Annotated in this window: 16 protein-coding genes and 1 tRNA gene; 4 read left to right on the top strand and 13 right to left on the bottom strand. The window is 40.9% G+C overall.

Features of this window, described 5'->3' with window-relative positions:
• Window positions 1-24 precede the first annotated feature (24 nt).
• From BCU91_RS11640 to BCU91_RS11685, 10 genes are all read right to left on the bottom strand, one after another.
• A tRNA-Lys gene (locus BCU91_RS11640) sits at window positions 25-100 on the bottom strand.
• 300 nt (window positions 101-400) lie between these two features.
• The gene (gene ybgF, locus BCU91_RS11645; RefSeq protein WP_102436491.1) at window positions 401-1126 is read right to left on the bottom strand and encodes a tol-pal system protein YbgF; all 726 of its coding nucleotides are present in this window, start codon (window positions 1124-1126) and stop codon (window positions 401-403) included.
• Between the two features lie 64 nt (window positions 1127-1190).
• A complete protein-coding gene (gene pal / locus BCU91_RS11650; RefSeq protein ID WP_102436493.1) occupies window positions 1191-1739 on the bottom strand; it encodes a peptidoglycan-associated lipoprotein Pal in 549 nt (182 codons plus the stop codon).
• A gap of 18 nt (window positions 1740-1757) precedes the next feature.
• Window positions 1758-3086 (bottom strand): Tol-Pal system beta propeller repeat protein TolB, encoded by a 1329-nt coding sequence (gene tolB, locus BCU91_RS11655; RefSeq protein ID WP_102476132.1) that lies wholly within the window; start codon window positions 3084-3086, stop codon window positions 1758-1760.
• 9 nt (window positions 3087-3095) lie between these two features.
• Complete coding sequence (tolA, locus tag BCU91_RS11660) at window positions 3096-4028, bottom strand: cell envelope integrity protein TolA (RefSeq protein WP_102436501.1); 933 nt, start codon at window positions 4026-4028, stop codon at window positions 3096-3098.
• A 4-nt stretch (window positions 4029-4032) separates the two neighbouring features.
• Window positions 4033-4467 carry a protein TolR gene (gene tolR / locus BCU91_RS11665; protein ID WP_102436497.1) on the bottom strand — a complete coding sequence of 145 codons (435 nt, stop codon included), beginning with the start codon at window positions 4465-4467 and terminating at the stop codon, window positions 4033-4035.
• Complete coding sequence (gene tolQ / locus BCU91_RS11670; protein WP_076536823.1) at window positions 4458-5147, bottom strand: protein TolQ; 690 nt, start codon at window positions 5145-5147, stop codon at window positions 4458-4460. Before tolQ ends, tolR begins: the two co-directional genes overlap by 10 nt.
• On the bottom strand, window positions 5137-5538 hold the full coding sequence (gene ybgC / locus BCU91_RS11675; protein WP_102440503.1) for a tol-pal system-associated acyl-CoA thioesterase: 402 nt from the start codon (window positions 5536-5538) through the stop codon (window positions 5137-5139). The genes tolQ and ybgC overlap by 11 nt, the downstream gene beginning before the upstream one ends.
• A 279-nt stretch (window positions 5539-5817) precedes the next feature.
• A complete protein-coding gene (locus tag BCU91_RS11680) occupies window positions 5818-7992 on the bottom strand; it encodes a prolyl oligopeptidase family serine peptidase (protein WP_102531524.1) in 2175 nt (724 codons plus the stop codon).
• Between the two features lie 637 nt (window positions 7993-8629).
• Window positions 8630-9499, bottom strand: coding sequence for an OmpA family protein (locus BCU91_RS11685; RefSeq protein ID WP_102440501.1), 870 nt, complete (start codon window positions 9497-9499; stop codon window positions 8630-8632).
• Between the two features lie 139 nt (window positions 9500-9638).
• Between BCU91_RS11685 and rnt the strand changes: the two genes are divergently transcribed.
• Window positions 9639-10346, top strand: a complete 708-nt coding sequence (gene rnt / locus BCU91_RS11690; RefSeq protein ID WP_102440500.1) for a ribonuclease T — start codon at window positions 9639-9641, stop codon at window positions 10344-10346.
• A 123-nt stretch (window positions 10347-10469) separates the two neighbouring features.
• Here rnt and BCU91_RS11695 read toward each other — a convergent pair whose 3' ends face one another.
• Window positions 10470-11075: a peroxiredoxin C gene (locus tag BCU91_RS11695; RefSeq protein ID WP_102440499.1), complete on the bottom strand. Its 606-nt coding sequence runs from the start codon at window positions 11073-11075 to the stop codon at window positions 10470-10472.
• A 409-nt stretch (window positions 11076-11484) separates the two neighbouring features.
• On the opposite strand from BCU91_RS11695, the gene BCU91_RS11700 reads away from it, so the two are divergent.
• Window positions 11485-12804, top strand: a complete 1320-nt coding sequence (locus BCU91_RS11700) for a Na+/H+ antiporter NhaC family protein (RefSeq protein ID WP_102476130.1) — start codon at window positions 11485-11487, stop codon at window positions 12802-12804.
• 76 nt (window positions 12805-12880) lie between these two features.
• Here the strand turns inward: BCU91_RS11700 and upp are convergent, their stop codons facing one another.
• Window positions 12881-13507 (bottom strand): uracil phosphoribosyltransferase, encoded by a 627-nt coding sequence (upp, locus tag BCU91_RS11705; RefSeq protein ID WP_076536836.1) that lies wholly within the window; start codon window positions 13505-13507, stop codon window positions 12881-12883.
• 241 nt (window positions 13508-13748) lie between these two features.
• On the opposite strand from upp, the gene purM reads away from it, so the two are divergent.
• A complete protein-coding gene (purM, locus tag BCU91_RS11710) occupies window positions 13749-14786 on the top strand; it encodes a phosphoribosylformylglycinamidine cyclo-ligase (protein ID WP_102440497.1) in 1038 nt (345 codons plus the stop codon).
• Complete coding sequence (gene purN, locus BCU91_RS11715) at window positions 14787-15431, top strand: phosphoribosylglycinamide formyltransferase (RefSeq protein WP_102440496.1); 645 nt, start codon at window positions 14787-14789, stop codon at window positions 15429-15431. It begins immediately after the preceding gene.
• A gap of 94 nt (window positions 15432-15525) precedes the next feature.
• On the opposite strand, the gene cysB is transcribed toward purN, so the two are convergent.
• Window positions 15526-16500, bottom strand: a complete 975-nt coding sequence (gene cysB, locus BCU91_RS11720; protein WP_102440502.1) for an HTH-type transcriptional regulator CysB — start codon at window positions 16498-16500, stop codon at window positions 15526-15528.
• Window positions 16501-16601 lie beyond the last annotated feature (101 nt).

Consider the following 16601-nt stretch of genomic DNA (forward strand, 5'->3'; position numbering starts at 1 on the left):
CAGGCAATCTCACTTTCAGAGAAGTGGTGGGTCGTGAAGGATTCGAACCTTCGACCAATTGGTTAAAAGCCAACTGCTCTACCAACTGAGCTAACGACCCATCTTGGTTTTATCAACACTAAAGTCTTGATTGGAACAAAAGCCAACTGTCTGTTTTGAACAAGCAACTGAGCTAACGCCCCATCTTAAAGCTTTCAGAATAATTGAAGCCTATAAATAGTATTCAATCAATCTGCCATCAAAATAGTTAATCTAACTCATTCAAATGACCCCAGAACGTCGCTCCGTTCTGAGGGCGCCTATAATACCTTTTTCATTTGCTCATGCAAGCGCAATTTAGCGTTTTTTTGCCGTTTGCACTAAAAACAAACTAAGAGGCTGTTTTTAGGTTAAATTAGGGTTACAACGCAGACAATTGTTGCTGTGCTAAACGTGCCGATGCACTATTTGTGTATTCTTTAAGCACTCGATTGTAAAAAGCAGTTGCGGTAGCTTTATCACCTTCTTTTTCAGCAATCATGCCTAACTTAACTAAACTATCACCACGCTTATTAGAATTAGGATATTTAGTGACCACTGCATCAAAAGCTTGCTTCGCTTCAGTAAAGGTACCTTTATTAAACAACAGTTGCCCTAACCAATAATTTGCATTTGCTGCATAAGTGGAATCAGGGTATTGCTTAATAAAATCACTAAAAGCAGGAATAGCCTCATCGTACTTACGCTCTTTAAGCACTAAATTCACCGCTTGCTCGTAACTTGCAGTTTCACCTAAGCTAGATGGGCCTGCTGAAGCGGCATTATTTTCAGCAACGGTAACCGTAGTCGCCGCGGCACTAGCTGATAAATTAGCAATTTCTTCATACAACTGACGTTGACGCTGTAACATTTGACTAATTTGATAGTCTTGCTGCTCAGTAATGCCTCGCAAATCTAACACTTCACGTTGCAAAGTATCTAAACGCTGCTGCGCTTCAAATTCCGTTTGTTGTTTTGCTTTAATGATACGCTCGAGACGAGATATACGATCGTCATTTGAACCACCAGCAAGATCTTGCACCGGCGCTGGCGCAGCAGTGGCACCAGCAGCAAAAAACATTGCAGCAAATAAAACAGCATGTTTCATCAATAAACTCCTAAACTGGCCAACAAGTGCTGGCCTTCCTATTACGAAAGTTCAACCGCGATGATTAGTAAACTAAAACACCACGACGGTTTTTAGCAAAACCACTCTCGCTTCGAGAGAAATCTAATGGCTTTTCTTCACCATAACTAACAACACTCATTTGACTTGGTTGTACACCCATACTTTGAAGGTATTTCGCAATAGCTTTAGCGCGTCTTTCACCTAAAGCAATATTGTATTCAGGTGTACCACGCTCATCAGCATGACCTTCAATTAATACACGAACATTTGGATGCTCAACTAAGTAATTGCCATGAGCTTGAATAATGGCAGCGTTTTCGCTTTGTACTTCACTGCGGTCAAAATCAAAATAAATGATATTTTGAGCGCGTAATTCTTCTTGCTCTACGCGTTGTTGCTCTTCAGGCGTTAAGATTGGTGCAACGCCTCCTGTTTCAACACCACCAGAACCGTATTCACCGCCAGTAGTTGTGGTTGAGCCACTTGTAGAACCACTTGCATCGGTTTCAGATTCTGAAGTTGTGCTACATGCACCTAATGCCATAACAGGTACAACAACTAACATAGCTTTAAACAACTTATTCAGATTCATTGGAAATCCTTATTAATATTATAAAAATGGTGACCAGGCTGGTGATTTAACTTCACCTTGACCTGCGGGTAATCTTGCTTTAAATCGTCCATCCATAGACACCGCAGCGAGCACTTGCTTGCCTTGGTGTGTAGTACCATAAATAACCATGGTGCCATTTGGTGCAATACTTGGCGACTCGTCAAGGGTCGTTGATGTCAGCACTTGCATAAAACGGGTTTGCAAGTCCATTCGTGCAATATTGTATTTTCCGTTAGTACGGTTTACAAAAATCATACTGCGACCATCTGGAGTGATCGTGCCACCTAAGTTCCACTCGCCTTCAAAGGTCATACGTGAAATTTTACCTGTGCTGAGTTTCACTTGGTAAATTTGCGGTTTTCCGCCGCGCTCAGAGGTAAAAATAAGTGACTCTCCATCTGGCATCCACGATGCTTCAGTATCGATAGCATAATGATTAGTAATGCGCTTTATCGCTTTACTGGCAATATCGATTACGTAAATTTCAGGCTGACCATCCTTAGATAGTGTCACAGCAAGCTTTTTACCATCTGGTGAGAAACTCGGTGCGCCATTAATACCCTGATGAGAACTGACTTTAGTACGCTCTTGGGTATAAATATCTTGCACAAAGATTTCCGCTTTACGGTTTTCAAAGCTCACATAAGCTAAACGTCTGCCATCTGGTGACCAACTTGGTGACATTAAAGGCTCTGGCGAGCGAAGTAACATTTGCTCGTTATAACCATCATAGTCGGCAATCATCAAATGGTAAGGAGATTTTTCACCTTGTTTAACGACAACATAAGCGACTCGACTTAAAAACGCCCCACGAATACCGGTTAGTTTTTCATAAACAATGTCACTAATGCGGTGACCATATTGTCTAAACTGTGCTTCACTGATAACAGTTTCACGGCTCTCAAGCAGTAGTTCACTGTTTTTCATTGGGCCTTTATCAGTTTGTAGCTGGGCTTTGACTAAATCAATCAGATCAAAACTCACCAAATATTGATTATTGCCATAAGGCTTAATTGAGCCCACTAATAACGCTTCAGATGCCGTTGAATTCCACACTTGAGAGGTAAATTCTTTCACAGTGCTGATATTTGCTTGCGGTAAACTGCGCGCATCAAGCGGACTAAATGTGCCACTGCGAGCTAAGTCACTGGTCACCACATCACTGATACGCTCAGGTGCTGGCCCTGTACCTTGCCATACAAACGGCATAACCGCGATAGGTCTTGCAGCATCAACACCTTCAGTAATAACGATATCTAATGCGGCATTCGCACTGCTACTTACAAGAACTACAAATAGTGTTAACCATTTTGCCAAAATCTTCATGTGACCCCTTTAATTAAATTCCGGTGATACGGTTAAATTAATTTCTTTCATTTTGTTATACACATCAGCTTCAGAAGAAACCGGTAACCGCCCTGCTTTATTTATCGCAGCTTTCGCTGCACGACAAACAACTTGATCGCCACTTAATGTTTGACTCGCGGTAACAAAGCCATCTGGCGCTAATCGAATTAACACGCGGCAACTTTTACCACGCATTGACTCATCAACAACCAAATTACGTTGGATAGTTGATTTAATCATCGCGGTATACTTGTTTACCTCAGATACAACCTGTTTATTACGGGTTGCAGATAAGGCAACTTGCTCAGCAGCCATTGCATCTGCCATTTCTTTTTCCTGGCGAGCACGCTCAGCCTCTTCGGCTTTACGTTTACGTTCAGCTTCTTCTTTACGTTTTCTGTCTTCTTCACGCTTTTTAGCAGCTGCAGCTTCTTCACGCTGGCGCTTTTCTTCAGCTTTTTTCTCTGCAGCTATACGCTGCGCTTCTTGCTGTTTACGAAGTTCAGCGGCCTTTTCTGCTTTGGCTTTTTCTGCAGCTTCTTTTTGCTGCGCAGCCTTAGCGGCATTATTGGCTTTTATGGTTTCTTGCTCTTTTTGCTTACGTTGAATTTCAAGCTGCTTAATACGTTCTTGTTCTTTTCGCACTTCTTCTCTAGCTTTGCGCGCTTGCCTATCGATTTCAGCTTGACGTTGTTTTTCTTTTCGCTCGGCATCGCTTCGTTGTTGTTTAAGTTTTTCAGCATGGTCATTAATACGCTGCTGATCAACCACAACGGCCTGAACGATGGGTTCAGATTGAGTTTGTGGTAAATGTTTAGGTTTATCTTCAAAACTAATGCCTAAAGCAAGCACCACGATTACCCCAATATGAATGCCGGCAGAAATAACAACGGGTAAAGTTAATTCAGATTTAACAGCCACCAAACTACTCCTCAGGCGAATCAGTCATTAAGCCCACCGCAGGCACACCCGCACCTTGTAAGCTGACCATGAGTTGAATCACGTTTTCATATGCTATGCGACGATCGGCTTTTACAACTACAGGTCTTTCTGGCTCAAGCTGGATCATTGCACCCACTTGCACTGAAATTTCATCCAATGATAGTGGATCGTTATTTGATCCGCTGCCCACATTCAGAAAGTATTCACCAAACTCATCAATTGAGGCAACGATAGGCGGTTTGCTTTCTGCCGATAATGGTTCAGCTTTACCTTGAGGTAGTTCCACCTTTACGCCTTGTGAAACAATTGGCGCTGTCACCATAAAAATAATAAGCAGCACCAACATTACGTCGATATAGGGTACAACATTAATTTCGGCAACTGGACGGCGGCGCTTGCGTTGATACATTACACCGATTCCTTCTCGCTGTAGGCTTGGCGTTGTAATATGTTAGAAAATTCTTCCATAAAGTTAACGTGGGCCATTTCAAGTTTTTCTACTTGTGTCGAGAAACGGTTATAGGCAATAACAGCTGGAATAGCAGCAAATAACCCCATAGCTGTCGCGATCAAAGCTTCAGCAATACCCGGCGCTACCATAGTTAAAGTGGCATTTTCTACTGTGCCCAATGCAATAAATGAATTCATAATGCCCCATACTGTACCGAACAGGCCGATATAAGGGCTGGTTGAACCGATTGTGGCTAATAAAGGTAAATGAGTATCAAGCTTTTCAACTTCACGGGATAAACTGACTCGCATAGCCCTTGATGTGCCGTCCATAACAGCTTCAGGAGACTTACTGTTTGCTGAACTCAAACGAGAGTACTCTTTAAAGCCTGCGACAAATAATGCTTCAAGGCCTGTCAATGATTCACCACGAATTGACAACTCTTTGTAAAGTTTATTCAAATCCACACCAGACCAAAAAGTATCTTCAAATTTTATTGATTTAGCGCGGGCTGAATTGAGCAATTTACGGCGCTGAATGATTACCGCCCACGAGGCAATAGATAAACATAATAAGGTTAGCATCACTAACTTAACGAGAAGACTTGCCTCTAAAAAAAGACCGATAAAAGAAATTTCAGCTTGCACGATTAAACTCCTGCACAATATTGGATGGAATAGCCCTAGGTCTCATTCGAGATAAAGCAATACAAGCGACAACAATAGTGGCTTCACAATAGCTAACACCATTATCATCTAGCAATCGCTGTTTAAATATCAGCGAAGCTTTTTTTAATTCTGTCAGCTCAGATTCAACAATTAAGTTCTGCTCGAATCTTGCTGCAACTTTAAAGTCTAGCTCAGCATGTTTCACCACAAAAGCAATGTCATTAGCTAACAATTCAGTTTGCTTTATTCCCATAGCTTTTAACCACTCTGTGCGAGCACGTTCGAAAAAGTTTAAATAATTCGAATGATAAACAACACCACCAGCATCGGTGTCTTCATAATAAATAGAAATTGGCCATGTAAACATAATTAGCGATTGTGAATTTTGCGTAATAAAAGATGGCTTACTATACCGAGTACCACCACGCTTGTGAACAAAGCGACCTAGCAAAACGGGGATTATTTTAGGGTTTAAGACTTAATTTGGCATTAAAATATGGCTTTTGCAGAGATATTAGCGGCAAATGAATAAAGTTTAATGTTAGCGCCTTTTGCAGTTACATTTAGGTAACATAAAAATTGAGATTAACATCACGAATAGGCTGTAAATCTAGGCCTTTCAAGATAGTAATCTCAACATAAATTATCACTAATGAATTTTGGCAGGAATGGCTAAACCAAAACTGTGCCACAAGAAACTGTATATATCTGCAGCTTCATCAATTTTCATGGCAGTAGGTTTACCAGAGCCATGACCAGCATTGGACTCAATACGCATAATCACCGGCTTGTTTGCTTGTTGATGTTTTTGCATCATAGCTGCAAATTTAAAGCTATGCAGTGGCACAACGCGGTCATCATGATCTGCTGTCATCACCATAGTGGCAGGATAATCCCCAGGTTTGACATTATGATACGGAGAGTAAGCTAATAATGCAGGGAATTGCTCAGCCACATCCGCGCTGCCATATTCACTGACCCAGGCCCAACCTATGGTGAACTTCTGAAAACGTAGCATATCTAGCACACCGACCGCTGGCAGTACTGCGGCAAATAAATCAGGTCGCTGTGTTAATACCGCGCCCATCAATAAACCACCATTACTGCGACCATAAGCGCCTAACTTTGATTTGTTGGTGTAACCATTATCAATCAGGTATTCCGCAGCAGCATAATAGTCATCAAACACATTCTGCTTTTTATCGAACATGCCTGCTTGATGCCAACTTTCGCCATATTCTGCCCCGCCGCGGATATTGGGAACGGCATATATTCCGCCCATATCGAGCCAAGCAATATTTGCAGGGCTAAAACGTGGTGTCATCGAAATCGAAAAGCCACCATAGGCATAGAGCAGTGTTGGGTTGTTGCCATTAAGGGTTACCCCTTTTTTATAAGACACCATCATTGGAATACGGGTGCCATCTTTACTGGTATAAAACACTTGCTCAGAAACGTAGTCATCGGGATTAAACGAAACTTTAGGCTGATTATATAAACTGGTTTCACCGCTTCTAAAATCAAATTTATAAATCGTTTGCGGTTGCACATAGCTATTGAAGGCAAAATAGAAATAATCTTTACTGCGTTTTCCGTATGGTCCTAAAACACGGCCTTTACCTGGAAGCGCAACATCTTGCCTTTTGGTGCCATTTAAACCGTATATCGATACTTTACCTAATACATCATGTAGGTAACTCACTACAAAATGATCATGGACAATCGCAATATCGTTAATGGGATCGCTAGACTCAGGGATAATGGTTTGCCAATGGGCTTTTTCTGGACGATTAATATTTATCTCAATAACTTTTCCATTTGGCGCATCTAAATCTGTCTTAAAATAGAAATGCTCTTCATCATTACCAAGGAAAACATATTGAGCTTCTAAATCGGTGATTAACTCAACCACTTCAGCACCAGCAGATTGCAGTGACTTATAGAAGAACCGATTGCGGCTATCAGTGCCTTGAGAGACAGTTAATAATAAGTAGTCGCCCTTTTCGGTTATTTCAGCCCCAAAGCCCCAATCTTTGTTTTGTGGGCGCTCATAAATAAGTATATCTTCAGCTTGCTGGGTACCAATTTTGTGGTAATACACTTTTTGATTAAAATTGACATCAGCAAGTGCATCGCCACCGGCTGGTGCATCATAGCGAGAATAATAAACACCTTGGTTATTGGCGTCCCACGTGGCGGTTGAAAACTTAATCCACTGCAGTTTATCGGCCAGCGCTGCGCCTGAGGCAATATCAATGAACTGCCACTGCTGCCAGTCAGATCCAGATTTTGAAACGCCGTAGGCCAGTGTTTTACCGTCATTACTGACCGAAACACCAGATAGCGCAACGGTACCGTTTTCAGAAAGTGTATTGGGGTTAAGTAATTCTTTGGTATTGCCTGCTTTATCAGTTACATACAACACAGACTGTGACTGCAACCCGTCATTTTGATAGAAAAAAGTATTTGAGCCATTTTCAAATGGCGCTGACACTTTCTCAAAATTCCATAACGCTGTAATGCGATCAACCACAGCTTGCTTGTTGTTAATGTTATTTAAATACTGGCTACCAAAATCTTGTTGTTGTTTAACCCACTGTTCAGTTTCTGGTGTATTTTGCTCTAAATGTCTGAAAGGATCGGCAACACTCACACCGTGTAGTGTTTCAATCAAATCTTGTTCGACTGTATTTGGATAAGAATATTTAGTGGTACTTGTGACTTGTTCTACCGTAGAGTCTGGTGCGTGTTGACAAGCAGTAAGTGCAGTTCCAAGGACAATGGAGAGTAGTGAACCCTGTAATAAGGGCATTTTTATTATCATTTTAAGCAACCTTCTTTTGCATTGTGGCTTCATGCCTGAAAGTAATATACCTCAAAATATAATTATTGCGAAAATCTGTATTTATTTAGGGATTACAAGACTATTTCATAGGCTTATCACAAGATAATTTCGAATAAAAATAATTAGCCAGGTACTTTAATTGAATAACTTAACAATTGATTATCATCCAATACCGCACACTTTCGACTAAATATGCACGCCAGATGATTATTCATTTACTTATAGCGCTATTACTTCATAAATGGGTGCTTAAACGCTAAAGTTCAACCTAAAGTCACATTAGTTTTTTTAATGCGAAGTCGAAATTTTTCTAGTTTGTCAGCTTAGAGCAAAGTCTCTAATATACGCCTTGTTTTCAGGACATAGCTTATTAAGTTGACATAGCTTACTGAGTTATAGAAAACCAAGAACTTCTAGTTGATGTATCCCAATACCTCAACTTATCCCTGGTTCTTATGCTTGACTTCCTTCCTTGAATTTGTGAATACAAATTGTTTGCCCGCTTACTTTAAGCGGGTATTTTTTTGCCTATTTTTCGAGAATAATACAGAAATAGTAGAGACAAAAAAGGCCTAATCACCCGACTAAGCCAATTAGAAAATTTATCATCTGTAGGTTAAATCGTTTTAGAAATTTTAATCACTACTCGACGGTTACGATCTCTTTCTTCAGAGAGTTGATTCGATGCAACATGGCGTCTTTCACCGTGACCGGTTTTATGGATTCTGCTTTGCTCAATGCCACTGGCAACTAATAAATCAGCCACAGAATCGGCCCGTCTATCCGATACCCTTTGGTTAACCGAACGCCCACCATAACTATCGGTATAAGCGTCAACAAACACTAGCTCAACATCAGAGTCATAAGATAAGTATTCCTGCACTCGGTTTAATTGAAGCTTAGAGAAACGGGTTAATGCGGTGCCGCCTGCTTCATAGTTAAGTACAGTAAATGCGATATCGTCAAAACTATAAGGTAATAGCGTAGCCAAACAAGAACGGAATTGACGATATTCACCACCAAAATTAGCTGCTGATAACCCTACCGCGACTTTATCAGTGCGGTTATACCAATCAGCATAATAAAAAGTCGGCTGCATGCCTTTACTTAATTCAGTCAGCATCGACCAAGCTGCTTTACGTGGCACTTCACCGTTAAACTGCTTATGGTAAGTTAAGGTGGTGATCTCTTTTGCATTAACGCCTGGGCGCCATTGGGGCGCTTTACTTATCAGTTGCGCCTCGGTGATTTGATCGGGTTTATTCCACATATCAAGACTAAAGTTCAAATTTAAGTCTTTACCAGCACGACTAGTGAAAATAGCTTTGCCGTATGCAGGGATGTCATGTTCAAGCCGACACTCTATCGGGCTATTTTCGCTTAGGCGCCACATAGAGTCATCAAGAGACGCAACATATTGTTGTAAATCAGCTTGTGCTGAAGATACAAAACAAAAACTGCTTACTAAAAGTAATTTACGCCACATAAAAACATCCCGATTGCTGATCACATATTTTTTATCGGCAGTATTTAATTTTCCTTTAGCAGAATTATTCGCCGATCAAACATGACACCGAGGCGCAGTTTTAGCATAATAGCCGCCAGAATGAAGAATGAGGTTTTTAATGAGCGATATCTGCGACGCAAACAAATTCAAACACCGCTTTAGAGGTTACTTCCCTGTAGTTATCGATGTCGAGACTGCGGGATTTAATGCTGCAACTGATGCGTTGCTAGAAATAGCTGTCACCACCCTTAAAATGAATGATGATGGCGTAATCGAATTGGATAAAACCATTCACTTTCATATCGAGCCTTTTGAAGGTGCCAATCTTGAACCAGAAGCCTTAGCATTTAATGGGATTGATCCAACCAATCCATTACGTGGTGCTATTGACGAAAAACAAGCATTTCTAGAAATATTCAAGATGGTTAAAAAAGCGCAAAAAGCTGCTGACTGTCATCGCTGTATTATCGTTGCCCATAATGCAGCATTTGATATTGGCTTTGTAAATAAAGCCATTGAGCGAAATGATTTAAAACGGTCGCCATTCCACCCTTTTGCGACCTTTGACACCGCAACTCTTGCAGGTCTTGCTATTGGTCATACGGTATTAGCCAAAGCCTGTAAAATGGCCGGCATTGATTTTGATAATAAAGAAGCGCATTCCGCCTTATATGATACTGAACGTACTGCTGAACTTTTTTGCTATATCGTCAATCGATGGAAAGCGTTAGGTGGCTGGCCTATGCCAGTTGCAGAAGACACTGAAGATTCTTCTGCAGAGCTTGATACCAGTGCTGTGACTGCGATAACACCTACAGCTCAGTAGTCATGCATGTTAGCTGTTTGCAAAAATATAACAGCTTTAAAAAAGAGAAACTGTGGACTAATTAAGTCCCAATAACAAAAAAGCTGCCATTGGCAGCTTTTTTAGATCTAACTAGCTAATAACTTAAAGCTGGTCAGAATTATCTTTTAAGTAAGAAGCAACACCTTCAGTGGTTGCAGTCATACCCTTGTCGCCTTTTTCCCAACCAGCAGGACAAACTTCACCGTGCTCTTCGTGGAATTGTAATGCATCGATCATACGTAGCATTTCATCAACGTTACGACCTAGTGGTAGATCGTTAACAACTTGATGGCGTACTTGACCTTCTTTGTCGATTAAGAAAGACGCACGGAAAGCAACACCAGCTTCTGGATGCTCAACATCGTAAGCTTTACAGATTTCGTGTTTAACGTCAGCAACTAACGTGTAGTTAACTTCACCAATACCGCCTTTATCTACTGAAGTATTTCTCCAAGCGTTGTGTGAGAACTGAGAGTCAATTGAAACACCAATAACTTCAACACCGCGTTTAGTGAATTCTTCAATACGGTGATCAAATGCGATCAACTCAGAAGGACACACGAAAGTGAAATCAAGTGGGTAAAAGAAAACAACAGCTTGCTTACCTTTAATAGCAGTCGCTAGGTTGAAGCTATCAACGATTTCACCAGTACCAAGAACCGCAGCGGCAGTAAAATCTGGGGCCGGACGGCCTACTAATACGCTCATTTTATATCTCCATCTATGGATTGAAAAAATTTAAAACAATGCCTGTTAATCTGGATGGCATTATACCCGAACTGCAGCAATATGCGAGATAGCTCGCATTAATGCATACCTAAATAGATATATTGTTCTCATATTTGAGCTATACCTTACCCGTTATTGATAAAAGAGATAAGCCCTTTATGCTGAAAAATATTTCAGCTGCTGATAAATGCTCCATATTAAAAAGATTCTGTGACATGAAGAATAAAAATAACATCCTCACAAGCCTTGTTACAAGAATCATAAACCCCAATCACAAGCAGGCAAAACATTTAAACTCGTTAGAGATAAACTGGACATGTATACCTATACAGATAAGAATAAGCTCAGAATAATTATCTAAAACACAACTCAATAAGAATTAATTAATATGAATGCCGTCGTAATTGCTGTCACCTTAATGCTCGCATTAAGTCTTATGCGTGTGAATGTTGTCATCGCGCTCACCATTAGTGCCCTCGCGGCTGGCCTATTTGGTGGATTAGATATACATCAAACCATCACAGCTTTTAATAATGGTCTCGGTGGCGGAGCGCAAATTGCGTTAAGTTATGCACTTTTAGGTGCCTTTGCTGCTGCGCTATCACACTCAGGTTTAACCACGCTCATTTCCCACAACATCATTAAAAAAGTGGGAAAAGAACCAAACAGCACCAATACCTTAGTGGTTCGTTGGTTGATCTTAGCGTCAATATTAATCATGGCCATTAGCTCGCAAAATATTTTGCCTATTCATATCGCCTTTATTCCCATTTTAATTCCGCCACTATTACATGTATTAAGTAAGCTCAACATTGATCGCCGCTTAGTGGCTTGTATCATCACTTTTGGCTTAGTAACCACCTACATGATTTTACCCATTGGTTTTGGTGGTATTTTCTTAAATGACATCTTGTTAGCTAATTTAAACAATAACGGCCTTGGCGCTGTTAAAGAGCAAATTCCAATGGCAATGATGCTACCCGCTCTTGGAATGATCACTGGCTTATTAATAGCGGTATTTATCACTTACCGTAAACCACGTCAGTATGAAATTAAAGATGTCGAGTCCACTGAAAAAACAGTGAGTATCAACAAAAAAACTATCGTTATTTCTTTGTTCGCCATTTTTGCAACCTTAGTGGTGCAGCTACAAACTGATTCAATGATTTTTGGCGCCTTGACGGGCTTTCTCATTTTCCGCTTCTCAGGCATTATCAAAGCGGATGTGAGGCAAGATATGTTTAACCAAGGCGTGCTAATGATGGCCAATATCGGCTTCATCATGATTGCAGCTGCAGGTTTTGCTGCTGTGGTAAAATCAACAGGTGAAGTCAGCACCCTAGTGACTTCATTAGGCGACATCATTGGCGATAATAAAGCGCTTGCCGCACTATTGATGCTTGTTGTCGGCTTATTAATTACCATGGGGATTGGCTCTTCTTTCTCTACCATCCCAATTATTGCTACGATTTATGTTCCATTAGCAATGACATTTGGCTTTTCAGTGGCGGCTACAATCGCCTTGGTGGGCACAGCCGCTGCATTAGGTGATGCGGGCTCTCCTGCATCGGACTCAACCTTAGGCCCAACAGCAGGCTTGAATGCTGATGGCCAGCACGATCATATTCGTGACAGTGTTATCCCAACCTTTATTCATTACAACATTCCGTTAATCGCATTTGGTTGGATTGCTGCGATGGTTTTGTAGTTAATAAAATAAGCAATAAAAAGGGAGCCAATTGGCTCCCTTTTTATTGCTTAACAATGTTAGTAACAGATGTTAGTTACTTAGTACCAAATATCTTATCACCAGCATCACCTAAACCAGGTAAAATATAACCTTGCTCATTTAGGCAGTCATCAATAGCGGCAGTGTATAATTCAATATCAGGATGGGCAGCTTCTAGTGCTTTAATACCTTCAGGGGCCGCCACAAGCACTAATGCTTTAATAGACACACAGCCACGGCTTTTTAGTAAATCGATAGTCGCAATCATTGAGCCACCAGTAGCAAGCATTGGGTCAACCACAATGGCAACACGCTCATCAACATTACTGACTAACTTGTCAAAATATGGCACTGGCTCAAGTGTTTCTTCATCACGGTAAATACCCACAACTGAAATTTTAGCGCTAGGCATATGCTCTAAGACACCATCCATCATGCCAAGACCAGCACGCAGAATAGGTACCACTGTCACCTTTTTACCTTTTATTTGCTCAATTTCAACAGGGCCGTTCCAGCCAGGGATGGTTACTTTTTCAGTTTCAAAATCAGAAGTGGCTTCATAAGTTAATAAACTACCGACTTCAGTAGCAAGCTCACGAAATCTTTTAGTACTAATATCAGCTTCACGCATTAAACCCACTTTATGGCGGATTAGCGGGTGTTTAACTTCAACGACTTTCATTTTTGCACTCCTATTGATGAGATATTTTTCGCAAATTCTTCAAATCTTAGTTTATTTATCCTCATTAGAAAACATAAAGTTTCATATTTGCAAACAATCTCACGCTAAAACAATAAAACTATTACAGAAAACTGTTTTCATGGGCGCATAAATCCAAATGATGGCTTTCGACGACGATCACAAGCTGTTAGAATATCGCCGCATAAAATCCCATAAAACGATGTACCCTAGAGGATCCTCCGTGACTACTCCTACACCACTTAGTTACAAAGACGCTGGCGTTGATATCGATGCTGGTAATGCATTAGTAGATAACATTAAAACTGCAGTAAAACGCACTCATCGTCCTGAAGTTATGGGCAATTTAGGTGGTTTTGGCGCGCTATGCGAGCTACCAACTAAATATAAACACCCTGTATTAGTTTCTGGTACTGACGGTGTTGGTACAAAACTGCGTTTAGCCATTGATTACAAAAAGCATGACACTGTCGGTGTTGATTTAGTTGCTATGTGTGTTAATGACCTAATCGTATCTGGTGCAGAGCCTTTATTCTTCCTTGATTACTACGCAACAGGCAAGCTTGATGTCGAAACAGCAACTTCAGTTGTTAATGGCATTGCAGAAGGCTGTTTTCAGTCTGGTTGTGCCTTAATTGGCGGCGAAACCGCTGAGATGCCAGGCATGTACGAAGGTGAAGATTACGACTTAGCAGGCTTTTGTGTAGGTGTTGCTGAAAAAGAAAACCTTATCGATGGTACTAAAGTAAAATCTGGCGATGCGTTAATTGCACTAGGTTCTACTGGTCCTCATTCAAATGGTTATTCTTTAATTCGTAAAGTACTTGAAGTAAGCAAAGCGGATCCTAAGCAAGATTTAGCCGGTAAGCCGCTAATCGATCATCTGTTAGAACCAACAAGAATTTATGTTAAGCCGCTTTTAAAGCTGCTTGAACAAACAGAAGTGCATGCCATGGCTCATATCACTGGCGGTGGCTTCTGGGAAAATATTCCTCGTGTACTGCCAAACGATTGCAAAGCAGTTGTCAAAGGTGATTCTTGGCAGTGGCCTGTGGTTTTCGATTGGTTAATGGAAAACGGCAACATTGAACAATTTGAAATGTACCGCACCTTTAACTGCGGTGTAGGCATGATAATCGCCTTACCAGCAGAGCAAGTTGATGCCGCATTAACCTTGCTACAAGCTGAAGGTGAAAACGCTTGGTTAATCGGTGAAATTGCTACTCGCCAAGGTGACGAAGAGCAAGTGGAGATTAACTAGATGACTGATTGCTGTCGTGTTCTAGTACTCATCTCTGGTAATGGTAGTAATTTACAAGCCATTATTGATGGTTGCGATGACAATGTCAGTGCTGAGGTAGTCGGCGTAATTAGTAACAAGCCTGATGCCTATGGATTAATCCGTGCGCATCAGAGTGAAATTGATACTAGCTGCGTTATTGCACGCAAAGATGAAACTCGAGTCCAATATGATCAACGCCTGAAGCAAGCCATCGAGAAATATCAACCTGACTTAATTGTACTTGCTGGCTTTATGCGGATTTTATCTGATGAATTTGTTAGCCAATATCTGGGAAAGATGATCAACATCCATCCTTCTTTATTGCCTAAATACACTGGATTAAATACCCATCAAAGAGCCATAGATGCCAAAGATGCTGAACATGGCGCCAGTGTGCACTTTGTTATTCCGCAGCTTGACGCTGGGCCTGTGATTTTGCAGGCTAAAGTACCGGTTTATGAAGAAGATGATGTTGATACGCTTGCAGCACGTGTACATGAACAAGAGCATGCTATTTACCCACTGGTCGTTAAGTGGTTCAGCTTACAGCGTTTAAAAATGGTGGATAACATCGCCTATTTAGATGATAAAGCGATTGGCGTGCATGGTTACGCACCAGACTAAATCACGTTAACTTGCTATCAGCTTCAAATAAAAAATCTCGCATTCGCGAGATTTTTTTGTTTGAACACAGCTTATGCCCCCTTCAAGTTCAAAACTAGCGAACAGGTAACGTCATGCCTGCAAACATTTCATCAATCAATTGCTGATCACGTAACGCAACCGCTTTTTCTACCACATCACGGGTGAGATGCGGGGCGAAGTTATACATAAAGTCATACATGTAACTTCTTAAAAAGCTGCCACGTCTAAAGCCTATTTTAGTGGTGCTGTGGGCAAATAAATGACTTGCGTCAATGGCAACCAAGTCTTTATCAATAATTGGGTCAATGGCCATAGAAGCAATAACACCCACACCTAGGCCTAATCTGACATAGGTTTTTAGCACGTCAGCGCTCGTAGCACTAAATACCACTCTGGGCTCAAGTTCGGCTTTATTAAATGATTTTTCTATTTCTGAGGCTTTATCAAAGCCAAACACATAAGTCACTAACGGAAATTCAGCTAAATCTTCAATGGTTAATGTTTTACGATTGGCCAACGGATGATCTTTGGTCACCACCACAGAACGGTTCCAATGGTAACAAGGCAACATAATTAAGTCTGAATACAGATGCATAGCTTCAGTTGCAATGGCAAAGTCGGCATCACCGCGAGCAGCTTGTTCACTAATTTGCGATGGCGTACCTTGGTGCATATGTAAGTTAACTTTCGGATAGCGCTTAATAAAAGGCTTAATCACTTGCGGTAAAGCGTAACGGGCCTGAGTATCTGTAGTTGCGATATTCAGCTCGCCTTGGTTAGGCTGGGTATATTCTTCTGATACTTTTTTAATGCTTTCAACTTTACCCAAAATGTCATTAGAAATATCAATGACCATTTGGCCTGCTGGGGTCACATGTGTAAGATGTTTACCACTGCGACCAAAGATTTGGATCCCTAACTCATCTTCTAGCATCCGTACTTGTTTGCTGATCCCCGGCTGAGAAGTATAAAGGTCTTCAGCGGTAGCCGAGACATTTAAATTATGTTTTACCACTTCGGCAATATATCTTAGTTGCTGTAATTTCATGTTACGACCTTCACCCTTGCCAATCACATATTATTTTAACCTTATAGCTAAATGTTATAGAACATCTAAAATATTAATGCAAACAGTAATAACAACATTGA

The organism is Shewanella sp. 10N.286.52.B9 (assembly GCF_002873635.1).
Classification (GTDB): domain Bacteria; phylum Pseudomonadota; class Gammaproteobacteria; order Enterobacterales; family Shewanellaceae; genus Shewanella.

What these genes read in the sequence shown, in the direction of transcription:
- ybgF (WP_102436491.1), bottom strand. Translation starts at nt 1,126, where the DNA reads ATGAAACATGCTGTTTTATTTGCTGCAATGTTTTTTGCTGCTGGTGCC.
- pal (WP_102436493.1), bottom strand. Translation starts at nt 1,739, where the DNA reads ATGAATCTGAATAAGTTGTTTAAAGCTATGTTAGTTGTTGTACCTGTT.
- tolB (WP_102476132.1), bottom strand. Translation starts at nt 3,086, where the DNA reads ATGAAGATTTTGGCAAAATGGTTAACACTATTTGTAGTTCTTGTAAGT.
- BCU91_RS11680 (WP_102531524.1), bottom strand. Translation starts at nt 7,992, where the DNA reads ATGATAATAAAAATGCCCTTATTACAGGGTTCACTACTCTCCATTGTC.
- BCU91_RS11685 (WP_102440501.1), bottom strand. Translation starts at nt 9,499, where the DNA reads ATGTGGCGTAAATTACTTTTAGTAAGCAGTTTTTGTTTTGTATCTTCA.
- rnt (WP_102440500.1), top strand. Translation starts at nt 9,639, where the DNA reads ATGAGCGATATCTGCGACGCAAACAAATTCAAACACCGCTTTAGAGGT.
- BCU91_RS11695 (WP_102440499.1), bottom strand. Translation starts at nt 11,075, where the DNA reads ATGAGCGTATTAGTAGGCCGTCCGGCCCCAGATTTTACTGCCGCTGCG.
- BCU91_RS11700 (WP_102476130.1), top strand. Translation starts at nt 11,485, where the DNA reads ATGAATGCCGTCGTAATTGCTGTCACCTTAATGCTCGCATTAAGTCTT.
- upp (WP_076536836.1), bottom strand. Translation starts at nt 13,507, where the DNA reads ATGAAAGTCGTTGAAGTTAAACACCCGCTAATCCGCCATAAAGTGGGT.
- purN (WP_102440496.1), top strand. Translation starts at nt 14,787, where the DNA reads ATGACTGATTGCTGTCGTGTTCTAGTACTCATCTCTGGTAATGGTAGT.
- cysB (WP_102440502.1), bottom strand. Translation starts at nt 16,500, where the DNA reads ATGAAATTACAGCAACTAAGATATATTGCCGAAGTGGTAAAACATAAT.